At 44.8% G+C, this 21,090-nt stretch carries 14 protein-coding genes; 2 read left to right on the top strand and 12 right to left on the bottom strand.

The window, feature by feature from the left end; translation table 11 throughout:
* Positions 1 to 14: 14 nt before the first annotated feature.
* The 4 genes from NYE35_RS08260 to NYE35_RS08245 all read right to left on the bottom strand — a co-directional run bounded on the left by NYE35_RS08260 (position 15) and on the right by NYE35_RS08245 (position 5,053).
* Complete coding sequence (locus tag NYE35_RS08260) at positions 15 to 950, bottom strand: carbohydrate ABC transporter permease (RefSeq protein ID WP_036680976.1); 936 nt, start codon at positions 948 to 950, stop codon at positions 15 to 17.
* Positions 951 to 965: 15 nt separating this feature from the next.
* Entirely contained in the window at positions 966 to 1,937 is a 972-nt protein-coding gene (locus tag NYE35_RS08255; RefSeq protein ID WP_036680973.1) for an ABC transporter permease, read from the bottom strand.
* Between the two features lie 11 nt (positions 1,938 to 1,948).
* Complete coding sequence (locus NYE35_RS08250) at positions 1,949 to 3,694, bottom strand: extracellular solute-binding protein (protein ID WP_341120639.1); 1,746 nt, start codon at positions 3,692 to 3,694, stop codon at positions 1,949 to 1,951.
* Positions 3,695 to 4,099: 405 nt separating this feature from the next.
* Entirely contained in the window at positions 4,100 to 5,053 is a 954-nt protein-coding gene (locus NYE35_RS08245) for a glycoside hydrolase family 43 protein (protein WP_036680969.1), read from the bottom strand.
* 494 nt (positions 5,054 to 5,547) lie between these two features.
* Here NYE35_RS08245 and ilvD point away from each other — a divergent pair, with 494 nt between their 5' ends.
* Positions 5,548 to 7,233 carry a dihydroxy-acid dehydratase gene (ilvD, locus tag NYE35_RS08240; RefSeq protein WP_036680967.1) on the top strand — a complete coding sequence of 562 codons (1,686 nt, stop codon included), beginning with the start codon at positions 5,548 to 5,550 and terminating at the stop codon, positions 7,231 to 7,233.
* Between the two features lie 177 nt (positions 7,234 to 7,410).
* Here ilvD and NYE35_RS08235 read toward each other — a convergent pair whose 3' ends face one another.
* The gene (locus tag NYE35_RS08235; RefSeq protein WP_036680965.1) at positions 7,411 to 8,811 is read right to left on the bottom strand and encodes a polysaccharide deacetylase family protein; all 1,401 of its coding nucleotides are present in this window, start codon (positions 8,809 to 8,811) and stop codon (positions 7,411 to 7,413) included.
* Positions 8,812 to 9,020: 209 nt separating this feature from the next.
* Here NYE35_RS08235 and NYE35_RS08230 point away from each other — a divergent pair, with 209 nt between their 5' ends.
* A complete protein-coding gene (locus tag NYE35_RS08230; protein ID WP_341120637.1) occupies positions 9,021 to 10,214 on the top strand; it encodes an AI-2E family transporter in 1,194 nt (397 codons plus the stop codon).
* On the opposite strand, the gene NYE35_RS08225 is transcribed toward NYE35_RS08230, so the two are convergent.
* The 7 genes from NYE35_RS08225 to NYE35_RS08195 form a co-directional block, all read right to left on the bottom strand.
* The gene (locus NYE35_RS08225; RefSeq protein ID WP_370510597.1) at positions 10,172 to 11,983 is read right to left on the bottom strand and encodes a peptidoglycan D,D-transpeptidase FtsI family protein; all 1,812 of its coding nucleotides are present in this window, start codon (positions 11,981 to 11,983) and stop codon (positions 10,172 to 10,174) included. The genes NYE35_RS08230 and NYE35_RS08225 overlap by 43 nt on opposite strands.
* Before the next feature lie 170 nt (positions 11,984 to 12,153).
* Positions 12,154 to 14,226 carry a methyl-accepting chemotaxis protein gene (locus tag NYE35_RS08220; RefSeq protein WP_341120634.1) on the bottom strand — a complete coding sequence of 691 codons (2,073 nt, stop codon included), beginning with the start codon at positions 14,224 to 14,226 and terminating at the stop codon, positions 12,154 to 12,156.
* 47 nt (positions 14,227 to 14,273) lie between these two features.
* Positions 14,274 to 15,236 (bottom strand): acetylxylan esterase, encoded by a 963-nt coding sequence (locus NYE35_RS08215; protein WP_339211677.1) that lies wholly within the window; start codon positions 15,234 to 15,236, stop codon positions 14,274 to 14,276.
* A gap of 1,516 nt (positions 15,237 to 16,752) precedes the next feature.
* A complete protein-coding gene (locus NYE35_RS08210) occupies positions 16,753 to 17,784 on the bottom strand; it encodes a glycoside hydrolase family 130 protein (RefSeq protein WP_036675546.1) in 1,032 nt (343 codons plus the stop codon).
* A 76-nt stretch (positions 17,785 to 17,860) separates the two neighbouring features.
* Positions 17,861 to 18,694, bottom strand: a complete 834-nt coding sequence (locus tag NYE35_RS08205) for a carbohydrate ABC transporter permease (protein ID WP_036675551.1) — start codon at positions 18,692 to 18,694, stop codon at positions 17,861 to 17,863.
* 3 nt (positions 18,695 to 18,697) lie between these two features.
* The gene (locus NYE35_RS08200) at positions 18,698 to 19,579 is read right to left on the bottom strand and encodes a carbohydrate ABC transporter permease (protein ID WP_036675555.1); all 882 of its coding nucleotides are present in this window, start codon (positions 19,577 to 19,579) and stop codon (positions 18,698 to 18,700) included.
* Between the two features lie 128 nt (positions 19,580 to 19,707).
* On the bottom strand, positions 19,708 to 21,075 hold the full coding sequence (locus NYE35_RS08195; protein WP_038569518.1) for an ABC transporter substrate-binding protein: 1,368 nt from the start codon (positions 21,073 to 21,075) through the stop codon (positions 19,708 to 19,710).
* Positions 21,076 to 21,090 lie beyond the last annotated feature (15 nt).

Below are 21,090 nucleotides of genomic sequence, written 5' to 3'. Positions count from 1 at the left end.
TGTTTTTTTGCCCGCTATCCTTTAATCGAACCTACGTAAACACCTTTAACAAAATATTTTTGCAAGAAAGGATATACCATTAATATAGGAAGCGTAGAAACGACAATCGCGCAATACTTAACCAGCTCACGGAAAGCCGTCTGGCTCTGGGCGCTATCGATGACTACCCCGCCTGCACTGCCGATCGAGGTTGCGGTTGCATCATTAGCTACTAATATTTCCTTCATTAATAGCTGCAGCGGGAACAGCTGTCTGTCCTTCAACAACACCATCGCATTAAACCATGAGTTCCAGTTCCCAACTAAATAGTATAAAAAGATTACGGCCAGCGTAGCTTTGGACAGCGGTAGAATCACATTCGTTAAAATATGGGCCTGACTTGCCCCGTCAATAGTAGCCGCCTCTTCCAATTCCTGCGGAATGGCTTGAAAGCTAGTTCGTAAAATAATAATGTTCCATGTGCTTAAAGCACTTGGCAAAATCATGGCCCACAAATTATTGTACAAACCAATATCCTTCATTAATAAGAACCAAGGAATCAACCCGCCACCAAAGAACATGGTGATTGTAATCAGGATCATGATAAAGTTTTTGAAATACAAACCTCGTCTGGACAATACATAAGCTCCCAGAATGGTCATGATCATGTTGACTAATGTGCCTAACCCTACATATATAATCGTGTTTTTATAGCCGTTGATCAGACTGTTATCTTTAAACACCAGCTTATAGCCATCCAAAGTGAACCCCAGCGGTTTCAGCAAAATCCCTTTATGAGCAATCAACATGCCGGGGTCGCTGACGGAAGCAAACAGGATATGCAGGATCGGATAAAAACACACCAAGGTTAATGCGGTCAGCAGAGTATAAAGCGTGCCGTCAAACACTCTGTCGCCGATGGATTTATGTTTTCGTCTTTTTTTCGTTTTACGCTGCAAATTATCTTTCATAGCTGTCCCTCTTTCTTACCATAAGCTGACCTCGGACCTGCGTTTGGCTATTGTATTGGTCATCCAGAGCAGCCCGAAGTTAACGATTGAGCTGACCAAGCCCACAGCCGTAGAATAACTAAGACTGGCTTCTCTTAAACCGCGACGATAAACATAAGAGGCAATAACATCCGCCGTATCATAGATCAGAGGATTGTACAGCAGGATAATCTTCTCGTACCCGGATGACATCAACCCGCCGATGGCAAAAATAAACAGAATGATGATAACTGGGCTGATCTGCGGCAGCGTAATATGCCACATTTTTTTAATCCGTCCCACTCCGTCAATTTCAGCAGCTTCATATAATGAAGTATCGATGGAACTCATCGCCGCAAGGTAGATGATGCTATCCCAGCCGATGCTCTGCCAAATGCCGGAGAAGGTATAAATCGGCCGGAAGAACGAAGAGTAGCCGAGCAGTGAAGAGTACTCTTTTCCGGTAATAAATTGCAGGATTTGCGTGATAATCCCTTCATCTGCGGCAAAGATATGAATGATCCCGCATACCACCACCAGGGAAATAAAGTGCGGCATATAGGTGATCGTTTGGACCACTTTTTTAAACTTAACCCCACGGATTTCGTTCAGCATCAAGGACAGAATAATCGGGGCTGTAAATCCAAAGGCAATCCCCCAAACATTGAGGAGAAGGGTGTTTTTAACGACCCGCCAGAAATAAGGCCCTTGGAAAAAATCAATAAAGTGCTTAAACCCTACCCACTCGCTCTGGCCAAACCCCAGCAGGGGTTTAAAATCCTTGAAGGCGATCATAACCCCCCACATCGGCCCGTAGCAGAAAATCAGGAACCATGCTACAACAGGGACGGCCAACAGATAGACAAACCAGTTCTTTTTCAAATCCTTCTTAATCACTAGCTTGGTATTTTTAGGTTTGGCGTCCTGAGGAATGGGCTTTATCGCTCTGTTTTTTCGTAATATTTCCATAAAACAACCACCTATCGTTTGTTATATCGATCTAAGGCTGCCTGATGGATACTCAAAAACTCTTCCAGTCCCATGCTCTGAGCTTCTTTCAAAAATTTATCATAGGCATCTACCGGCAGGTCTCCCATTATGATTTTTGCAAAATACTCTCCGCGCAGTGTCGACAGCTGGTTTCCAAGCTCGGCTTCCCGCGAAGCTTCATCCTTGGTAAAGGAAATAGGTGGCATAGCCATACTGGTGTCCATATTTTCTGTCCAATTCTTGCGAATGTCTCCCGAATAACTTCCTTTGGCAGCGATCAGCGGGTTGGAATGATGCTCATCCCGGATATCCGGCCAGTTGTGCATCCGGTATTTCCATAAGGTTGTCGATACGGGCTGACCTTCAGGGTCTTTAAAGATATAACTGTTCTCTGGATAATAAGGCATTCCCGTGTCATCAATCAGGTGGACCGTGCCGTATTCACCAAAGTTAATCAATTCCCAGCCCTTTTTACTGTAATTAAAATCAAGCCAAGCCATTGCCGCTTCTACATTTTTGCTTTGCGTTGTGATCGCAGCTTCGATCCCCGCTCTTTTGAAATTTTTGTACGTGGTTGCGGACTTATCTCCTTTGTTTAGAACCGGGTTCAGTGCCCCCACAAAGTCGATACCGCTTTGCTCTTTCCAATAACTCCACATCGTATCCGGAGAGTCCATCATCATCGCGGTATCTCCCGAAATGGCACTCGCCATTCTCTGGTTAAAGTCTGCCGTTGCCCAGTCCGGGTTCAGTAATCCTTCTTTGTTCCATTGCTGCATGGTGGTCAAATATTCCTTAGCTTTCGGCTGTGCTGGCCCCCAGGCCACTTTGCCATTCTCATCAAGGAACGTCCAATCCCATACTCCATATGCGCCATTTATGATGCCGGTAAAAATCTGGCCGTAAGTAGAGCCGTAATTAAGTGGTGCTTTGTATCCGACTTCCTTTGCTTTTGTCAGGAAGGTATGCCATTCATCAATCGTATTTGGAACTTCAAGCCCTGTTTTATCCAGCGCCTCTTGCTTAATCAACGTTCCAAACCAAGTCCACTCTGAATATGGGGCGATGCCATAAAAGCCAAGCAGCTTGCCGTCATCCGTGACCGTGGTTTTTCTTCTTGATTCATCCGAATTGCGCCACTTCGTATAGTTCGGAGCATTTTTCTCCATCAGATCTGTCAGATCGATATAAGCGCCGTCATTTACGCCCGCTTCAAAACCTCCCGGATAACGTCCCGGCTCAATGATAATGTCAGGCAGTTCACCGGAGGAGATCATCAGCGTGAAGGCATCCGCTTCCTGGCCGATTGGCGGCGTGATGAAGTTTACTTTGATTCCCGTTAATTGCTCCACCTGCTTCTGGACAGCATGATTGTTCATATCCGGAATATTGGAATTCGCAGGCATCCATACATCCAGAACCACATCACCTTTAACAGGATAAGCTGAGTAATCATTTGGAATGACTTCTTCGAAAACGTCGCCGAGGTATGTATCATTCAAGGAATGATTAACTTCGTCGATTTGCTCTTGCGTTGGGGCTGTATTGCCGCGTATGTCTGCGCTGATATCTGTAAACTCAACCGGGTCTTTGGCTGTGCTCTCGTTCTCTTTGTTGTTGGAGCCACCGTTATCAGCCCCATTGTTTGCACTGTTGCCACTACATGCTGTTACAGTCGAAATGATCAGTATTAACACAAATAAAAGACTAAAAAAACGCTTTGCATTGTTCTTCATACTTAACCTCCCACTATAAAATATTTGCCACAACGCCTTAAGCAAATCCAAAGCTTGGAACCACGCTCCTTTTTGCCCTGTAGATAACTCCCCTTGATTAATACAGTTTTTCTGTATCTCAGATCGAATTATAAGCATCCAAAATCCATATGTCAACGCTTTCATACAATAATTTTGTAATCTTACGAACTTTTCTCAAACAAATATATGGCTACACCAACTACAAACCTATTAAAAAAACGTACTAAACACCCTGTATTTTGGCGAAAAAACCCTTATAACACAGGCGTTTTTCGTCAATTATTATCGACAGCGAATAAAAATATCTGCATTACATGAAAAGGCCATTCATTACAGTTTTTCTGTAATAAATGGCCTTTTCAATCTTGTTTTTCTGTTTTATTCTTATTCTCCCGACGGTACGGTCTGAGCAAGCGTATCCCTACAAGGAACCCCAAAATCCGGTGTCCCATCCACCTTCCACCCAAATTTCTGGATACGGGTTGCTCGCAAAGACACATCCGCTCCAGCGGAAGGAAGCGCATGATAGACTATCCAATCTTCCTTGCCATCAGGAGATCGTGTGAAGCTATTGTGCCCCGTGGCAAAAATCCCGTTCTCTACACTTTTGCAAAATACAGGCGACATTGATTTTTCCCATGACAGCGGTTGCAAAGGATCTGCCGCTTCGCTCATGGTGAGCATCCCTAGTGCATAATCCTCAGACCAAGTCGTACTTGCCGAATAAACCATGAAAATACGATTGTTGCGCCGCAAAATTACCGGACCTTCGTTAATCGCCATGCCACCTTGCTTCTCCCATGACAGAGTTGGAGCGGTAAGCAGGTGATGTTCCCCTTCCAAGGTCCAAGGATTACTCATTCGCATAATGTAAATAGCCGACCCATAATCAGGGAAATGACCATATCCCGCATACAGAAAGTACAGCTGATCCCGCAATGACATTACTGTTCCATCCAACCCTGGGACAGGTGTCTGCAAAGCACCTCTCCATACCCACTGCCCTTCCAGCGGGTTTGCCTCTTCATTCTCCAGCACGCAAATCCGTCGTGAATCGTCGCCTCCTCCGTCATTCGCAGTGTAGTAAATGTACCATTTGTTGTCCAAATGATGAATTTCCGGCGCCCACAGATTGTAACTGTAGCTGCCCCCCGGTTCGGGAGACCAGATCACTTTCTTGTCGCCCTCCGCAAGGCCGGTCAAGGTTCTAGATCTCGTCAGCTCCAGACATTTAGCTTTTGTGGCCATAAAGTAATAATAGCCATCGGTATGTTTGAATACCCATGGGTCTCCTGAGCTTGCTACAATTGGATTTAAATAAGTTGTACGCTGTGACATTCCCTTTCCCTCCTTAGCTTTTCATCCCCGTAAAAACGATCCACCGCGGCGATAATAATACACAAATCCCGATTTTCCAGCACCTCCCATAAAATAATAACTCCCATCATACTCAGCTCTCCTAAAGTTGTCTAGAGTGGTAAATAGATACATCCGAACCCTGATCCATTTTCCAAATAAAGCACTTTCCTTTCGAAAATGAGCTTTTCCTCCACTTCCCACGCTTTGCGTCAATCGACAAACTTCACATTGTCCGGTAGAAAAAACGTGCTCTTTGTGATAGACTCACTAATAACAATGACTTCTCCGTTCATTTTAGGCGGTAACTGTTTATACCAAAACAGCGGCTTTTTTTATAGAAACGGCATCGCTTTTCTTATTCAGGAAGCAGGTCCCCGTTCTTTCTATAAACCGTATATACGCAGGTCTTTGGAGTTCATTGCGTTAATGCGACACTATATTTGATTGAAATTCATTTAGGGGGGAATGTCATTATGGCAGCCAAGAAAATGCGTTCAGACATGATTAAAAAAGGCTTTGACCGTGCTCCACACCGTAGTCTCCTGAGAGCAGCCGGAGTAAAAGAAGAAGATTTCGGAAAGCCGTTTATTGCGGTCTGCAATTCCTATATTGATATTGTTCCAGGGCATGTGCATTTGCAAGAGTTCGGTAAAATCGTTAAGGAAGCGATTCGCGAAGCTGGTGGCGTTCCTTTTGAATTCAATACGATCGGCGTAGATGACGGAATTGCTATGGGACATATCGGCATGCGTTATTCACTGCCAAGCCGCGAGATCATCGCTGACGCCTTGGAAACCGTAGTTTCCGCGCATTGGTTCGATGGCATGGTCTGCATCCCTAACTGTGATAAAATTACACCGGGCATGATGATGGGCGCACTGCGTGTTAACATCCCAACCATGTTCGTAAGCGGCGGCCCAATGAAAGCCGGCGTAGATAGTAAAGGTAACAAGCTCTCTCTGACCTCGGTATTTGAAGGCGTTGGTGCTCACCAAGTCGGCAAAATCAACGATGCAGAGTTGCTTGAATTAGAACAATTCGGTTGTCCAACCTGTGGATCTTGTTCCGGAATGTTCACTGCCAACTCCATGAACTGCCTTGCAGAAGCACTTGGACTGGCATTGCCAGGTAACGGTACAATTTTGGCTGTTGCTGATGAGCGTAGAGAATTTGTTCGCAGATCCGCAACACAACTGATGGAATTGATTAAGCTGGATCTTAAACCAAGAGATATCGTAACTAAAGAATCCCTTGATAACGCATTTGCACTGGATATGGCAATGGGTGGTTCTACTAACACAGTGCTGCACACCCTTGCATTAGCTCAAGAAGCAGGTATCGATTATCCGCTTGAACGCATTAACGAAGTTGCAAACCGTGTTCCATATCTGGCTAAGCTGGCTCCAGCTTCTGATATCTTTATCGAAGATGTGGACCGTGCGGGCGGCGTTAGTGCTGTATTGAATGAACTGCTGAAGAAACCAGGTGCTCTGTTCGGGGAATGTATGACCGTTACCGGCAAAACATTAGCCGAGAACGTAATCGGACACGAGATCCAAGATACTTCCGTAATTCATACTATCGACAACCCTTACTCCGAAAGAGGCGGTCTGGCCGTACTTTACGGAAACCTGGCTCCTGAGGGTTCTATCATCAAGGTTGGTGCAGTTGATGCTTCAGTAGGCGGATATCATAAAGGTCCTGCGATCTGCTTTGATTCCCAAGAAGCTGCACTGGAAGGTATCGCCAACGGTAAAGTTAAAGAAGGCCATGTAGTCGTTATCCGCTATGAAGGTCCTAAGGGCGGACCTGGAATGCCGGAAATGCTGGCGCCTACTTCACAAATCGTGGGTATGGGGCTGGGTGCTAAGGTCGGTCTGATTACAGACGGTCGTTTCTCGGGGGCTTCCCGCGGAATCAGTATCGGTCATATCTCTCCAGAAGCAGCTGAAGGCGGTCCGATCGCTTTTGTTGAGGATGGAGATATCATTGAACTGGATCTCAACAACCGGAAGATTGAATTGCTGGTTGAAGAAGAAGTATTAGCAGTTCGTCGTACAGGTTGGAAAGAATTCGAACCTAAAGTTAAAACTGGTTACCTGGCTCGTTACTCCAAAATGGTTACCAACGCAAGTAACGGCGCTGTGCTGAAGATCTAATCCCTTTAGCAGAAAAGAATATTAAAACAAGCAAGAGCAGTCCCACCTTAGTATTTTACTGGCGGGCTGCTCTTTTTTTAAATTATCCCAACAAAAAAATGTTCCACAACCCATCGCTGGATTGTAGAACATCTCTTTACACGTCCACTGTATAATATTTATCAATAAGATCATGAATCAATTTGTTACTGTCGCACCTGGCATTTCTACTTCCGCAACCGAATCATTAAGTGACAACGATTCTTCCTGTTGCGATTTGCGTTTTTTTGCAGTTTTCGGATGATGAGGCAGCTGTTGATTCATCTTTTTGAGCAGCTCTGAGACAGGCATCAGGATAAGCTTCGGCACAAGGACCTCGCTCCGTTCTTTAAGCCTTGCCCCACCTGCTGGATGAATCACACTTAACAGGATCCTTAAGTAAAATTTGGAGGAACGTGCGAATAAGCCATCCGGCAAATCACGTACGGTAAAGCCGAATTTCTCCGGTCCCCGGTTAATCATGCTGACTCCGTAAAGCGCTTTGGCTTCTGCAAGATCCACATCTTTGGCAATGATCTCAGCAAGAATGGGCAGATCCTTTTCCATTCTGCGGATCATTCGAATCGCTAGTTGAGCGGAAGAACGTGAATGAATTCCTAATTCGAACAACTGTTTATTATCGATGTGCAGCTCAATGACTTTGTCGCCTTTACGCAGCAGTTCTCCACCCTCGAGTTCAACCGGTTCGCCCTGATATTTCCGCATCCGATAATGCAGGAAAGGATCTGACGGAGTAATCGTTTGGAGATGAAAAAGAGCTTGAAATACCTGTTCCCAAGCTAACCAAAGTCCTACAAGCACCCGTTTACCAAAAGATAAGCGCCGGATAGGTGACGTCTCAGCCATCTTAATCATTTCGTCAATCCGAATGCTGCGGAGTCCCCGTTTACGGGCTTCCTCCAGTGTCTGCTCAAGAGCCACCAGCATATTCCCTGGAGCATCCGCATCTGCACCCAGCGTTGTGCCGCTATCATGCAACAACATCACTTCCCCGGGATTTAGACGGGCCAGCATCTTCTCAGTAAGTTTTTCGGCGCCGAGCTTCTCACGCCAATCGCCAAACATTGCCGACCAAAGCACAATTTCAACTTGGCGTCGTTTGGAAATATCAAATAAATTGACAATGCCCCAAGGTGGACGGTAATACGTACTGCGTTCGCCAATAATATTATAAATAATATCATTCGTACGTTGAATCTGCCGGCGGACGGTTGCTGGCCGCATGAGCCAGTTCGTCTTGTGAACATAATTATGAATCCCGATGAGATGTCCCTCATCATGGATACGCTGAATAAGATCAGGATAACGTTCAGCATTAGAGCCTACTACAAAAAAGGTCGCTTTTGCATCATACCTCTTCAGTAATTCCAGCAATAATGGTGTAAATCGAGGATCAGGTCCATCATCGAAGGTCAGAGCAAATTCATTTCGCCCAGTTCCTTTACGAAAGACACGGTAACCAAAAATCCGGCTGATCATACCAGGGATAAAAGCATAAAATGATGAGATGTAAAATAACCAGAGCAGCAAAGTCTGCATATTAATTCCCCGCTTTTCCAGAGTTGACTTTGGCTCGCCTAATGTCTGCAAGCAGAACCTGTGAAACGGCCAAGTGAAGTAGAATAAAAAAAACGTTACCCCCTATTTTAACACATGTATCAAAGAAATAGACGCTTTTAAAGTAAAATCATGTACAATGTAATCAACCTGGCATATCCACTTATAAAAAAAGGGAGTTGTTTATATCTATGCTGCCGTTATACAAAAAATATTGGCGCACATTTTTTGACATCGGATTAATTGTCCTCACGGTTTATTTAATTATGTTCTCCTTTAGTAAACTGTATCAGTTAGCTGCACCTGTATTCCTGTCTTTTTTTGTATTTTTGCTTATAGAACCCTTGGCCCGCTTCTTGAACCGCCGTGGTCTTGGTAAACCTTTCGCCTCCGCTATTTCAGTGTTGCTCTTTCTGATTGTGCTGTTAGGTACATTATTTGGTGCCGGTCTACTGATTACGATCCAGGCCCTTCACTTCCAAGAGAACCTCCCTAAATATACATATGTGGTGCAGCAGCATTTTGTGGAGACCACGACCTACCTGCAGCAAAAAATAGATAACTTGCCACCCGATATTACGAACAAGGTCAACAGCTACTTTAAAGATGCCACGGATGTCCTAACAGGATGGCTGATTACTTTTCTAAAATATATGGCCGGTATTCTTGGCTCCTTCTCCACCTTCATGGCCAATTTCGGGATAGCCATCATTTTGGCATTTTTCCTTAGCATGGAGATCAAAGATTGGCGTAAAATCGCGCATGACAAAATGCCAAAAACTTTTAAGAACGCCTTTGCCTTTTTACAAGGCAATGTTTTTAAAGCCATCGGGTCCTATTTAAAAGCACAACTTATTCTGATCAGCATTACTTTTGCCATAGTTCTGGTCGGCTTATTTATTCTGCGAACCGGCAACGAAATCACAATGGCGTTAGTCTGCGCTGTATTTGATGTTTTGCCGCTTCTTGGCGTGACGACAATTTTAGTCCCTTGGATCATCTATTTGTTCATCGTGGGCAATACTTCACTGGCTATCGGATTAATTATCCTCCTTGCCATTGTACTAATTGTTAGACAGCTGCTTGAGCCGAAGATTACCGGGAATTCGATTGGCGTATCCTCAGCTTTCCTTATGCTGTCGTTCGTCATTCTGTCCACATCTGCTTTCGGTATGGCCGGTCTGATCCTGTCGCCGATTCTGCTTATTCTGATAAAAGAACTGATTCAACAAGGGTATCTTCAGAGCTGGATCTATCTTCCGCAAGAGGAATTTATCGTTTCGCCCTTTGCTGCTAACGGTCCAGCTTCCAATCATACCAGCTCTGCGCCACCACCTGAACCTCAAGCTCCAGAGGGAACCGATGATAGTAAATCCAACACTTGACCAAACAGCTTAACCGCTAGATGTGAACTGTCCGGAGCAACGTTCTCAACCGCTACCGACACAGCATATCTGGGATGATCCACCGGCCCATAGCCGATAAACCATTGATTGTTACGCGGCACACCCTTAACAAGGGTTTGTGCCGTACCTGATTTCCCGGCAACCGGCCATTTCGTACTCTGCAGACTTGTGCCGGTTCCATCCGTAACAACTTTACGCATCCAGGACAGCAGCTGGCGGGCTGTAGATTCTGAGATCCTCCCTGCAGTTGAAGGGGAAAGATGACCCGGCAGATCCTCTAGCTTTTGACCATTTGCAAAGGTCACACGCTGGAGAATTCTTGGCGCTCTCACTTCCCCTCCATGCAGTAACGTCACTACCAGGTTGGCTGCCTGAAGTGGTGTCACTTGCACATCTCGCTGCCCAATGGCCGTCTGCACTCTGGCGCCTGGATCATCCGGCAGCAAAGAAGTGAAGATCGTCCCCTTCTGCTCACCGGATAGTGGCTTAAGAACTGGAAAACCAAGCGTATTCTCCGCTTGCCAGCTAATATCTCTTCCGAGCCCCAGCGCGAGTGCTGTCGCTTGAAGCTGCGCCCCACTTAAGCGCTCTGCCAGCGCAGCAAATACTGTATTACAGGACACGGCGAACCCTTGCGCCAGCGTGAGGGCGCCGTGTCCTTTTCCTTTTAGACAAGATAATCCATATTTCTCATATTGCCCTGAACAATAGAAGAGCTCATCCGCTGAGGTGACCTCGGCTTCTAGTGCCGCTGCTGCTGTGACGATTTTGAAGATTGATCCAGGTACAGCAGCCTGCAGCGCCCGGTTATTCCACTCTCCCCCTTCAGGGGATATCTTCTCTGGGTCGTAAAAAGGTAAAGATACCATGGCTTCAATATCTCCCGTTCCGGTGTCTAACACCACCACGGCTCCTTCCTCCATTCCAGCTTTGACAGCTAACTCCTCTATTTGTTCCTGAAGCTTTTTATCAATCGTTGTATATAAAGACAGCGGATAATACGGATTGCCCGGGGTTCGTACTTGAATGGGACTGCCCGGGACACGTTGCCCGTGCGCATCAACCTGAGCGTATGCCTCAGTATGCCCGACGCCTCGAAGCAACGGCTCCAGGGTCTTTTCTAACCCGTCCGTTCCTGTCATCGGAATTCTCAGCCCCGATGGCGAAGCCTTCCCACCAGTGTTTGGGACCGCTTCCGATAAATATCCAAGCCACTGCCGTCCAGTTGCGTTCCCATCATATCTGCGAGCAAAAGGAAGCACGCCTACGCCCTCGATCCCCAATGCACTCACTTCTTCCGCTTGTGCGGATGTAAGTGCGAGCGGTCCTTTTCCCACTGAGGATGGCCAAAGCAGAGGTTCTTTAAGGGAAGAGCGCTTGTTTAGCAATTGCTCATAACTCACTCCAAGGATAGCTGCCAATCGGTGCATGGACTCAGCTTCTTCGTATACAACCTTCGTCACGGTATTCCTAGCCTTCGCCTCTTGAGGAAAAAAAGCAGCCGTCCAAATGGTTTCCCCGGCAAGGGGTTCACTCTTTCGGTCATACAGGCGCCCCCGCCCAGTATCCAATACAGTCTCCCGTTCGCTTTGAATTTCCGCCATCTTTGCAAGTGTATATTTCGTTCCAGGGACCGTCTGTTCCTTCATAAACAGTTGAATCCACGCCAGCCTAAGGACCAACACGGCTACCACTGAACATAAAATAATCAGTCCGCCGAGTATGCGTCTGTGGACATTATTGTGCAATCCCATTCCTCCTGACTGACGTTCATAGCCTTTATTATGTCCCACCCGCTGGATTATTTACACTCATGCTTAGTTAGCTATTTTATAACCTTTTGAATAGCACAAAGACCAGTCCCAAATAATTGGAGACTGGTCTTTGTATTGAAAATAATTACTGAGGTTATGCAAGGTTACAAATTAAACTTGGACAGTTTTTCTTGCAACTGCCGGGACGCATGCTCAAGCTGCTCAGACAGCTCCACTAAATGATCACTCACACTTTGTTGCTCCCCGCTAAGCGAAGCCACTTCTTGCGAAGCTGCTGATGATTCTTCTGCAATGGAGCTGATATTGCCCATGGAATTTGACAGCACCTTTTGGGATTGGCTCAAGCTATCCATCGATAAAGCAACAGATTCCAAACGTGTAATAAAATGACGCATCTGATCCTGTACAGATACGAAGATATCGCTAGTGCTCTCCACTGAAGTCACCTGCTGATTAAAAAGAGGGGCTACTTCCGAGAGAACACCTACGGTCTCGTTCATATCCTTCATAATGGTGTCTGTTATATTAGCCACCACAGCAATGGAATCTTTGGACTGATCTGCAAGCTGGCGTATTTCATCGGCCACTACCATAAATCCACGGCCGGACTCCCCTGCCCTTGCCGCTTCTATCGTTGCATTTAGAGACAAAATATTCGTCTGCTGTGTAATATTCTGCATAACATCAAGCACCTTCATCACTGATGATGTGGTGTCTTGCAGCTCATTCACTTTCAGCACAAGTTTATTCGTCATATCGCCCGTCTTATTGGTCTTGCCAAGCAGCTCTTTTAACTCATTAAAACCTTCTTCACTAAGCACGCCGATACTATGTGCGGTATGATCCATCTCATGCGTAGCTGAGTTCACTTTGTTCATTTGCACCGAAATTTGCCCCGTAAGCTCGTTGCCCTGGTCCGCCTCCAAAGCCAGGCTGCCTGAACCTCCGGCAATTTCTTCTGTTGCAGCGGCAATCTCTTTGGCTGCCATCGCTGTCTTACGCGATACTCTACTAAGCTCATCGGCAGTTTCCATTACCTTCCGAGCGGTTTCATTAGTATGGATTACCAGTTCTGTGATCCGTTCCATCATCCTATTAAAGGATCCCGACAACTGACCAATTTCATCTCGTGAGGTAATATCCGTGCGTACTCCAAGATTTCCATCTGCCCCCTTAGACATTAAATCTTTAAGCCGGGTCAAGGGCTTGGATACCATTCTGTACATCCAGTAACCAATTAGAATGGCGACAATAGCAGCCACCGCAACAATAATATATGTAGTTTTTAGAATACGAAGGGCGTCCTTCGTAAGATTCTCAGCCGGAACAACACCAAGCAATCTCCAGCTGGAGCTTTCCATCGTCCCATACACAGCTAGTATGGATTTCCCTTTCTCATCCTTCGTTGGCAATGACCCCGCCTCATGCTCCAAACCATGAAGAAGGGTCCCTCCCAGACTGAGATAAGTATCTGTTCCTACTTGCTGGGACGATGCGATCAATTCATCCTTATCCGTCAGCAATTGCATGTAAGAGCTGGGTCCGAGATCAACTTTACGAAGCTGATTTTCTAATTCACTAATTCTAATATCACAGATAATTATGTATCCCGGGCTTTGTGTATCCCCAGCTATCGATTGTGCCAAATGAAACATACCCGAAGTATTTCCTTCTTGTTCTTGTACTGTCCGGGGAATCCACAGTGTTTGTGGTTCCTCTTCAAGCTGCTTGAACCATGATGATTCTCTGAATTCCTTGATAAAAGCGTTGTCTTTTGATCCCGCTGAAGAAGTGGGGACTTCCTGATTCATCGGGATGAGGTATACAGCTTCTACCCCCTTTGATGCGGTCAGCCAGGCATTCAGCTCGGCGCTAATCTGGTTAGACTGCAAATTACGTTCCTCATTACTTGTAGTGGGATTATTCCCTTGTTTGAGTGCATCCTGAATCTCATTGTTGTAAAGAATTCTTCCTAGGCCGTCCTCATAACGCAATAATTCAACATCAAACTTCTCTGCAGCTTGGACGACTGTCTGTTGATTGGCTGACAGCGCGTTATTCTCGATCGTTTGCTCAGCTACGGAATAGGAAATGTAGCCAAGTGAGAGAACGAGCACCATTGTTGAGATGAAGAAGATGAGAAAAAGCCGCACCCCAATCGATTTGGCAGGGTGCAGCTGGAAATGCGCCTTTTCTTTTTTTGCTTGCGACTTCATCAATTGTTCACCACCGTTGTCTTCAGTTATGCCTGCTGGCTTATCTCTTACAAGGTCATGAACAATTCCAACGCCCGATCGGCAAGATATGGTAAATACTCATGACCGTACTCATAATAAACCATAAGCTCTTTGGACGCTAGTATTTTATTGTATGCGGCAAATTGAGTTGAAGGTGGACAAATCGTATCGGATAACCCGGTAACCCACAGTACTTTAGCCTGAATTCTTTCCGCAAGATTCTGAATATCGATATAGCCGAGCCTATTAAAAATCTCATCCTCACGCAAATGATGGGGATCAAAAAACCGGAAATAATAGTTGATCTCCTCATAAGCTGAGGTGGTAATATCCAGTTCCCAAGCACGTTTATAATCTGAAAGGAAGGGATACACAGGCAAGGCTATTTTTAAGCGAGGCTCTAATGCTGCACAAGCGACAGTAAGCGCTCCACCTTGAGATAGTCCAAAGGCACCTACACGCTCAGGATCAACTTCATCCATAGACATCAGAACTCGGGCAGTCTGTGCCGTATCCAAAAACACATTGCGATAATAAAGGTTATCTGGATTAGGATCATCAATCCCTCGAATGATATGTCCACGTATCGTGGTGCCCTTTACGGTAAGATTATCTTCGGAGAGGCCGCCCTGTCCGCGACAATCCATCGCCAAGACGCTAATCCCGTGGGCAGCATAAGCCACCTTCTCCATCCAATCCCCGCTGTCACAGGAGTACCCATGGAACATCACTACACCGGGGCCTTTTTTATGTACGTTTTTCTTCGGTCTTACATATTTGCAATGGATTCTTGCACCGCCAACTCCGGTAAAATACAAATGGAAACACTCCGCAAGCTCACTGACAAACTCCGCCGGCTCCAGCTCATAATCCAGCGGCTGTGCATCCAGATCACGTAATGCCCGCTCCCAAAACTGCTCGAAATCACCCGGCTTTGGACTACTTCCGTTATATTCCTTTAACTGTGACAAATTCATGTCGCTTCCCAAAATATTGTTCCTCCTTAAGTTATGTAACGATATTGTTCGCTTACTGTTCGTAACCGCGAAGCATCGTTACAGTTACTATGCTAGATAGAAACGGAAAACCCAATATGGGTTTTCCGTTGGTGTATGGATATTTGCGATGGGATAGTGGGACGGGATAGTGGGATGGGTTAGTTGCGTTTTCTGCGACTGAATAGTTTAATTGCAGCTCCGAGGCTGGATAGTTGCACTTTGTGCAGCTATATTTCAGCTGAATATGTGTGTTTTCCTCTTAGTTGCACTTTGTACAACTAAAAAACAGTAAAAGGAGCTTTTGGAGGTTACTTGGCTGATATAGTTGCACGAAGTGCAATTATATCGCCTAGCACCCTAGGTATAGTTAGTTTAAGTGCATAGAGTGCAACTATTTACGTCAGAGCCATAGAGTAACTAAGCAACAGACTGACTGAGTCGCCAACAGAGATACTTTTCCCTCTCATCTGCTACTTTCCCATACCTTAACAACTAATCCCAATCCATATACCTACTACCTTCTTATTACCTCCACAACCACTCACATTCCACTTACCCGCTATCTTCCTCTTACCTCTACAACTAATCACAATCCATGTACCTACTACCTTCTTATTACCTCCACAACTACTCACATTCCACTTATCCGCTATCTTCTTATTACCTCCACAACTAATCACATTCCACGTACCTACTACCTTCTTATTACCTCTACAACCACCACATTCCACTTGCACGATACCTTCCTATTGCCTTCACAACACCCACATTTTCCACCTTGCCCATTAACTTCTTTATAATCGGCACAGTAACAGCTTCTGGCTGGATAGTTGCACTTTGTGCAGCTATTACAGCTGAATATGTGTGTTTTCTCTCTTAGTTGCACTTTGTACAGCTAAAAAACGGCAAAAGGAGCTTTTGGAGGTTACTTGGCTGATATAGTTGCACGAAGTGCAATTATATCGCCTAGTAACCAAAGAAATGTTAGTTTAAGTGCACAGAGTGCAACTATTTACGTCTGAGCCATAGAGTTGCACTTTGTGCAGCTATTACAGCGGAATATGTCTTTTTCCCCTTTTAGTTGTACTTTGTGCAGCTAAAAAACAGTAAAAGGAGCTTTAGAAGGTTACTTGGCTGATATAGTTGCACAAAGTGCAACTATATCAGCCAAGTAATCAAAGAAATGTTAGTTTAAGTCCACAGAGTGCAACTATTTACGTTAGAGCCATTGAGTAGCAAAGCCATGGAGTAACCAAGCCACAGAGTAACTAAGCAACAGACTGACAAAGCCGCCAACAGAGACGAATTCCCCCTCACCTGCTACTTATCTATTACAAGCAATATTGAGTTGTTCTGTTGCACATTCTGCAACAGAACGGAGGCCGCACATGGCAACCTCCGCACTGAGCACACTTAACAACACCAATCCCAACACTTCTTTCGAACTCTACGCTACGCAATTCTCCGGACAAGCAAGCTCCCTGCAAATATAGGTCATTAAGTCCAATTAGATTTTGCCTAAACCTGCATCATCGCCAACCTCTTCATGAGTTTCGATGACATAGTTGACGATTTCATTAACCGTTGTATAAGCAACGCCTACATAAGTATCAGCAGCGCCATAATAAATGGCGATACGGCCGGTTTCTGCATCATGCAGTGTGGCACATGGGAACAGGACGTTATTCACAAAACCTCTTTCCTCATACCATTCTTCTGGCGTTAATACAAAGTTTTTCGAGCGATATTTTACTTTCGAGGGCTCATTGATATCCAAAATAACCGCCCCCATGCTATACACAAGACCGTTGCAGGTTCCAGTTACGCCATGGTAGAACATCAACCAGCCTTCAGTAGTTTCAATCGGTGCTGGTCCGCCACCAATTTTGACACTTTGCCACCAGCCTTGACCACCCTTGGTCATTACATGGCGATGTTTTCCCCAATATACGAAGTCAGGGCTCTCACTAAGGAACACATCACCAAATGGCGTATGGCCACTGTCACTTGGACGGGACAACATCACGAAGTTATTGTTGATTTTTCTAGGGAACAGTACGCCGTTCCGGTTGAATGGCAGGAATGGGTTTTCCAAGCTGATAAATGTTTTGAAATCTTGTGTTTTAGCTACACCAATAGCTGCGCCGTAGAAATCTGTACACCAGATAATATAAAATGTATCTTCAACCTTCACCAGACGTGGATCGTAAGCATAACGCGGCTGATAAGGATTACCTTCTTCATCTATAAATCGGATCGGCTCATCATCGATTTTCCAATCCAAACCATCCACACTATGTCCCATACGCAGATGCGGACGAGTCGTGTTATCTTCTACACGAAATACACCAATAAAACTGCCTTCATACGCAGCAACCGCACTATTGAAAATACGGGCTACACCTTTTGCAGGATTTCTTTTGATAACCGGGTTATCATTATGTCTCCAAATCGGATTCTCGTAGCCAGCAGGCTTTTCTTGCCAAGGCATGTTCGGGATGTTAATTGCACTTGCTCCAACCAATTTTACTTCACTCATTAGTTTTCCCTCCAAATGTATGCAACTTTTCAGTATGCTATTTTATCTAGTACTGTTATTAAATTTACTGTTGAGCTCACTTTACAGAACCTTGCGAAAAACCATTGTAGATATATTTTTGCAAGGCGGTAAACACAACCAATGTAGGTATAATTGCGATCATAATCGCCGCACATATTACTTCCCACTGCGATCCATATGGACCTTTAAACTTAAAGAGTGCTGTGGAGATCGTTTGCAGATCTGTTTTCGGCATATAAAGGAAAGGGGTGTAAAAATCGTTATAAATATTAACACCCTTCACGATCACTACAGTTACAATCGCCGGCTTCAACAATGGCAAAATAATTCTCCAATAAATCGTCCAATACGAAGCTCCGTCCAGCATCGCGGATTCATCCAGTGACTCGGAGATCGAATCCAAAAACTGCATGAAGATATAAACAGCGATAATATCCGTGCCCAAGTACATAACGATTGGCGCCCATCTGGTATTAAATAATCCCAAGTGATTGATGATTTGGAAAGTAGCCACTTGTGTAGTTACGCCTGGAATCAGAGTAGCAATCAGGAACATACTAATTAGGATCTTACTGCCTTTAAATTTGAAGCGCGATAAAATATAAGCCATCATCGAACCCGTCAACGTGGCACCCGCAATAGAAATCACAACGATAATGACAGTATTTTTAAAACCGAGCAGCATTTTCCCGTCTACAAAAGCCTTTGTGTAGTTGGAGAAATTCAACCAATTCTCTGGCAGCGTTAACGGTCCGGTAGAAGCATATTCCGTTCCGGTCTTTAATGAAGCGAAAAACACGACCACGATAGGTATCAAAGCTACAAGTGCTCCCAAAATCAAGGTGAGATATTTGAATATACTAGCAGTGGTATATTTTACAGAATGCATAGTTTATTTCTCCTCCTTGATCAGAACGCGCTGCAAAATAGTAACTATGATAACAATACCCAGCAATACCACGGCCATCGCCGATGCCAAACCAACCTTGCTGTATTTGAAAGCTACATCGACCGTCTGAATAACGAATGTACTACTTCCGTTTGATCCGCCTGTCATGACGTATGGAATTTCGAATACCCCAATGGCGCCACTAACCGCAAGAATCAAGTTCAATTGCAGAATACGTTTAATGCTTGGCAAAATAATATGCATAAACTGATGCCATCTGTTTGCACCGTCAATTTCAGCGGCCTCATAGATATCCTTACCGATAGAAGAAATAGCTCCAAGGAAAATCAGGAAGTTCATTCCCATGTATCTCCACAGTGATGCACCTGCGAGCGAGAAGTTAATCAAATTAGGATTCAGTAGCCACTTCTGCTGCAGACTGCCAAGCCCAATCAGATTAAGAATCGTATCTAGCGTTCCATCTGGTTTGAAGAAGAAGAGAAAGATAAAACCGATCGCTACACCGTTTAGCAAGGTCGGGAAGAACAAAATCCCTTTAAACAAGTTTTTCATGCGAACACTAAAGCTCAAGATGGTTGCAAAATACAAGGCAAGTGCCATCTGAATAAAAGTGGTAAAGAAATAATACAAGCTAACCTTAAACACAGAAAAATACTCAGGTTTTGTAAAAATGGTCTTGTAGTTTTCTAAACCGACATATTCCATATTTTTGCTCAATCCATTCCAACTGGTGAAGCTGTACCGAAACATACTGATGACTGGATAATAAGCGAATGTGAGCAGCAATAATATCGGCACTAATGAGAATAAGATGATGATAGCGATTCTTTGATTTTTATAACTCAAATTTGAAAACTTAAACACCCGATACACCTCCAGAAAAAGCATCCTCATTTATTTAAGACTCGTTTAAATGTGAAGGGGGAAATGCTTGTTAGCATATCCCCTCCCACATTCACTACCGCCTATAGCATTTAAGAAGCTTATAGTTGTTACTGTGCTGTGACTTTAGCGCGAGCGGCTTTCCACTTGTCGTTCAGGTCTTTCATGATGTCATCATAGGATTCTTTTCTGTTGCCAATCGCTGCTTCAATAATCCGTTTCTTGAAGTCTGGCTGCCAAGCACCGATCTCAGCTTGTTTGTCGATTTCATCAGACCAGCCTTCTTCACCAGCTTTAGCAGGAGCAAGAGTATCAAAGGTTACATCTGTACCTTCATATTGTTTCAGGATTTCCGGAAGCTCTGCACCGATAGCCGGGCTCATACCGCCGCCTTCAGTTGTAGGGTAATTAGATTCGTTGATGAACCAATCCACCCAAGCTCTAGCAGCTTCTTTGTTCTTACTGTGAATGCTGACACCCAGATTGTAGTCACCAGCAAGCGGCACAAGGATTTTATCCGCATTGGTTGGGAAAGGCATAAATCCAACATCGTCTGGATTTGTAGCCAGGCCTTTGATTTGGCCAATCGCCCAAGATCCAAGCACCATAGTCCCAATTTTTCCGTTGGCTAGATCAGCTTTGGAAGATTCCCAGTCTGTTGTAGTTGGATCTTCTTCAATCAAACCTTTTTGTGCTGCATCGTACAGAATTTTGTACAATTCATAGTGTGGTTGACCCGCTACATAGTTGTCGTCGCTAGCCACTTGAGCAATGTTCACATAATCACGGTCACCAGCTACTGTAGCCAGATCCGCTTCCCATTGTGTCAATGTCCAGCCTGCTGCGTAATTTGTGTAAAGAGGAACAGCTTGTGTTTTGTCTTTAATAGTCTGCAGAGCAGTCAAGAATTGTTCAGGCGTTTTGGGAACCTCTGTAATTCCGGCATCTTTGAAGACTTGTTTGTTATAGATAATGCCGTTAAAGTTGATGGTCATCGGAATACCATAGGCAACTCCGTCTACTGCACGTTCTTCCAGCCCTGTGTATTGTTTGCTCATTTCTTCAAGCTTGCCAAGGGGTTCGAAGAAATCAGGAATATCTTTTACAGCTATGCTAGTAGGTAACAAAAGAACGTCGCCATAATCACTAGTGCTCATACGAATTTTAATTTGGTCTTCGTAAGTAGCGAGCGCTTCAAAGTTCACCTTTACATCAGGATATTTCTCATTGAATTTAGCCGCATACTCTTTGAATACGGTATCAACAATATCTGTTCTTTGCGTTATGACTGTGATATCCCCTTTGATATCCTTGGCTGCTGTACCATCAGCTGGAGCAGTTGCCTCTGCTGAAGAACCATTGTTTCCTGTGTTTTTAGCAGCTTCATTGTTAGTGTTGTTGTTTGAGGAACAACCGCTAAACAATCCCGCCACAAGTGTTAGTGCCATCAAGCCCATCATTGTTTTGCCTTTTTTCATGCTGTTACGACCCCT

The organism is Paenibacillus sp. FSL L8-0494 (assembly GCF_038003695.1).
Classification (GTDB): Bacteria; Bacillota; Bacilli; order Paenibacillales; family Paenibacillaceae; genus Paenibacillus_AQ; species Paenibacillus_AQ odorifer.
The sequence above is the reverse complement of the archived record's forward strand: the minus strand, read 5'-3'. Positions and strand labels throughout refer to the sequence as shown.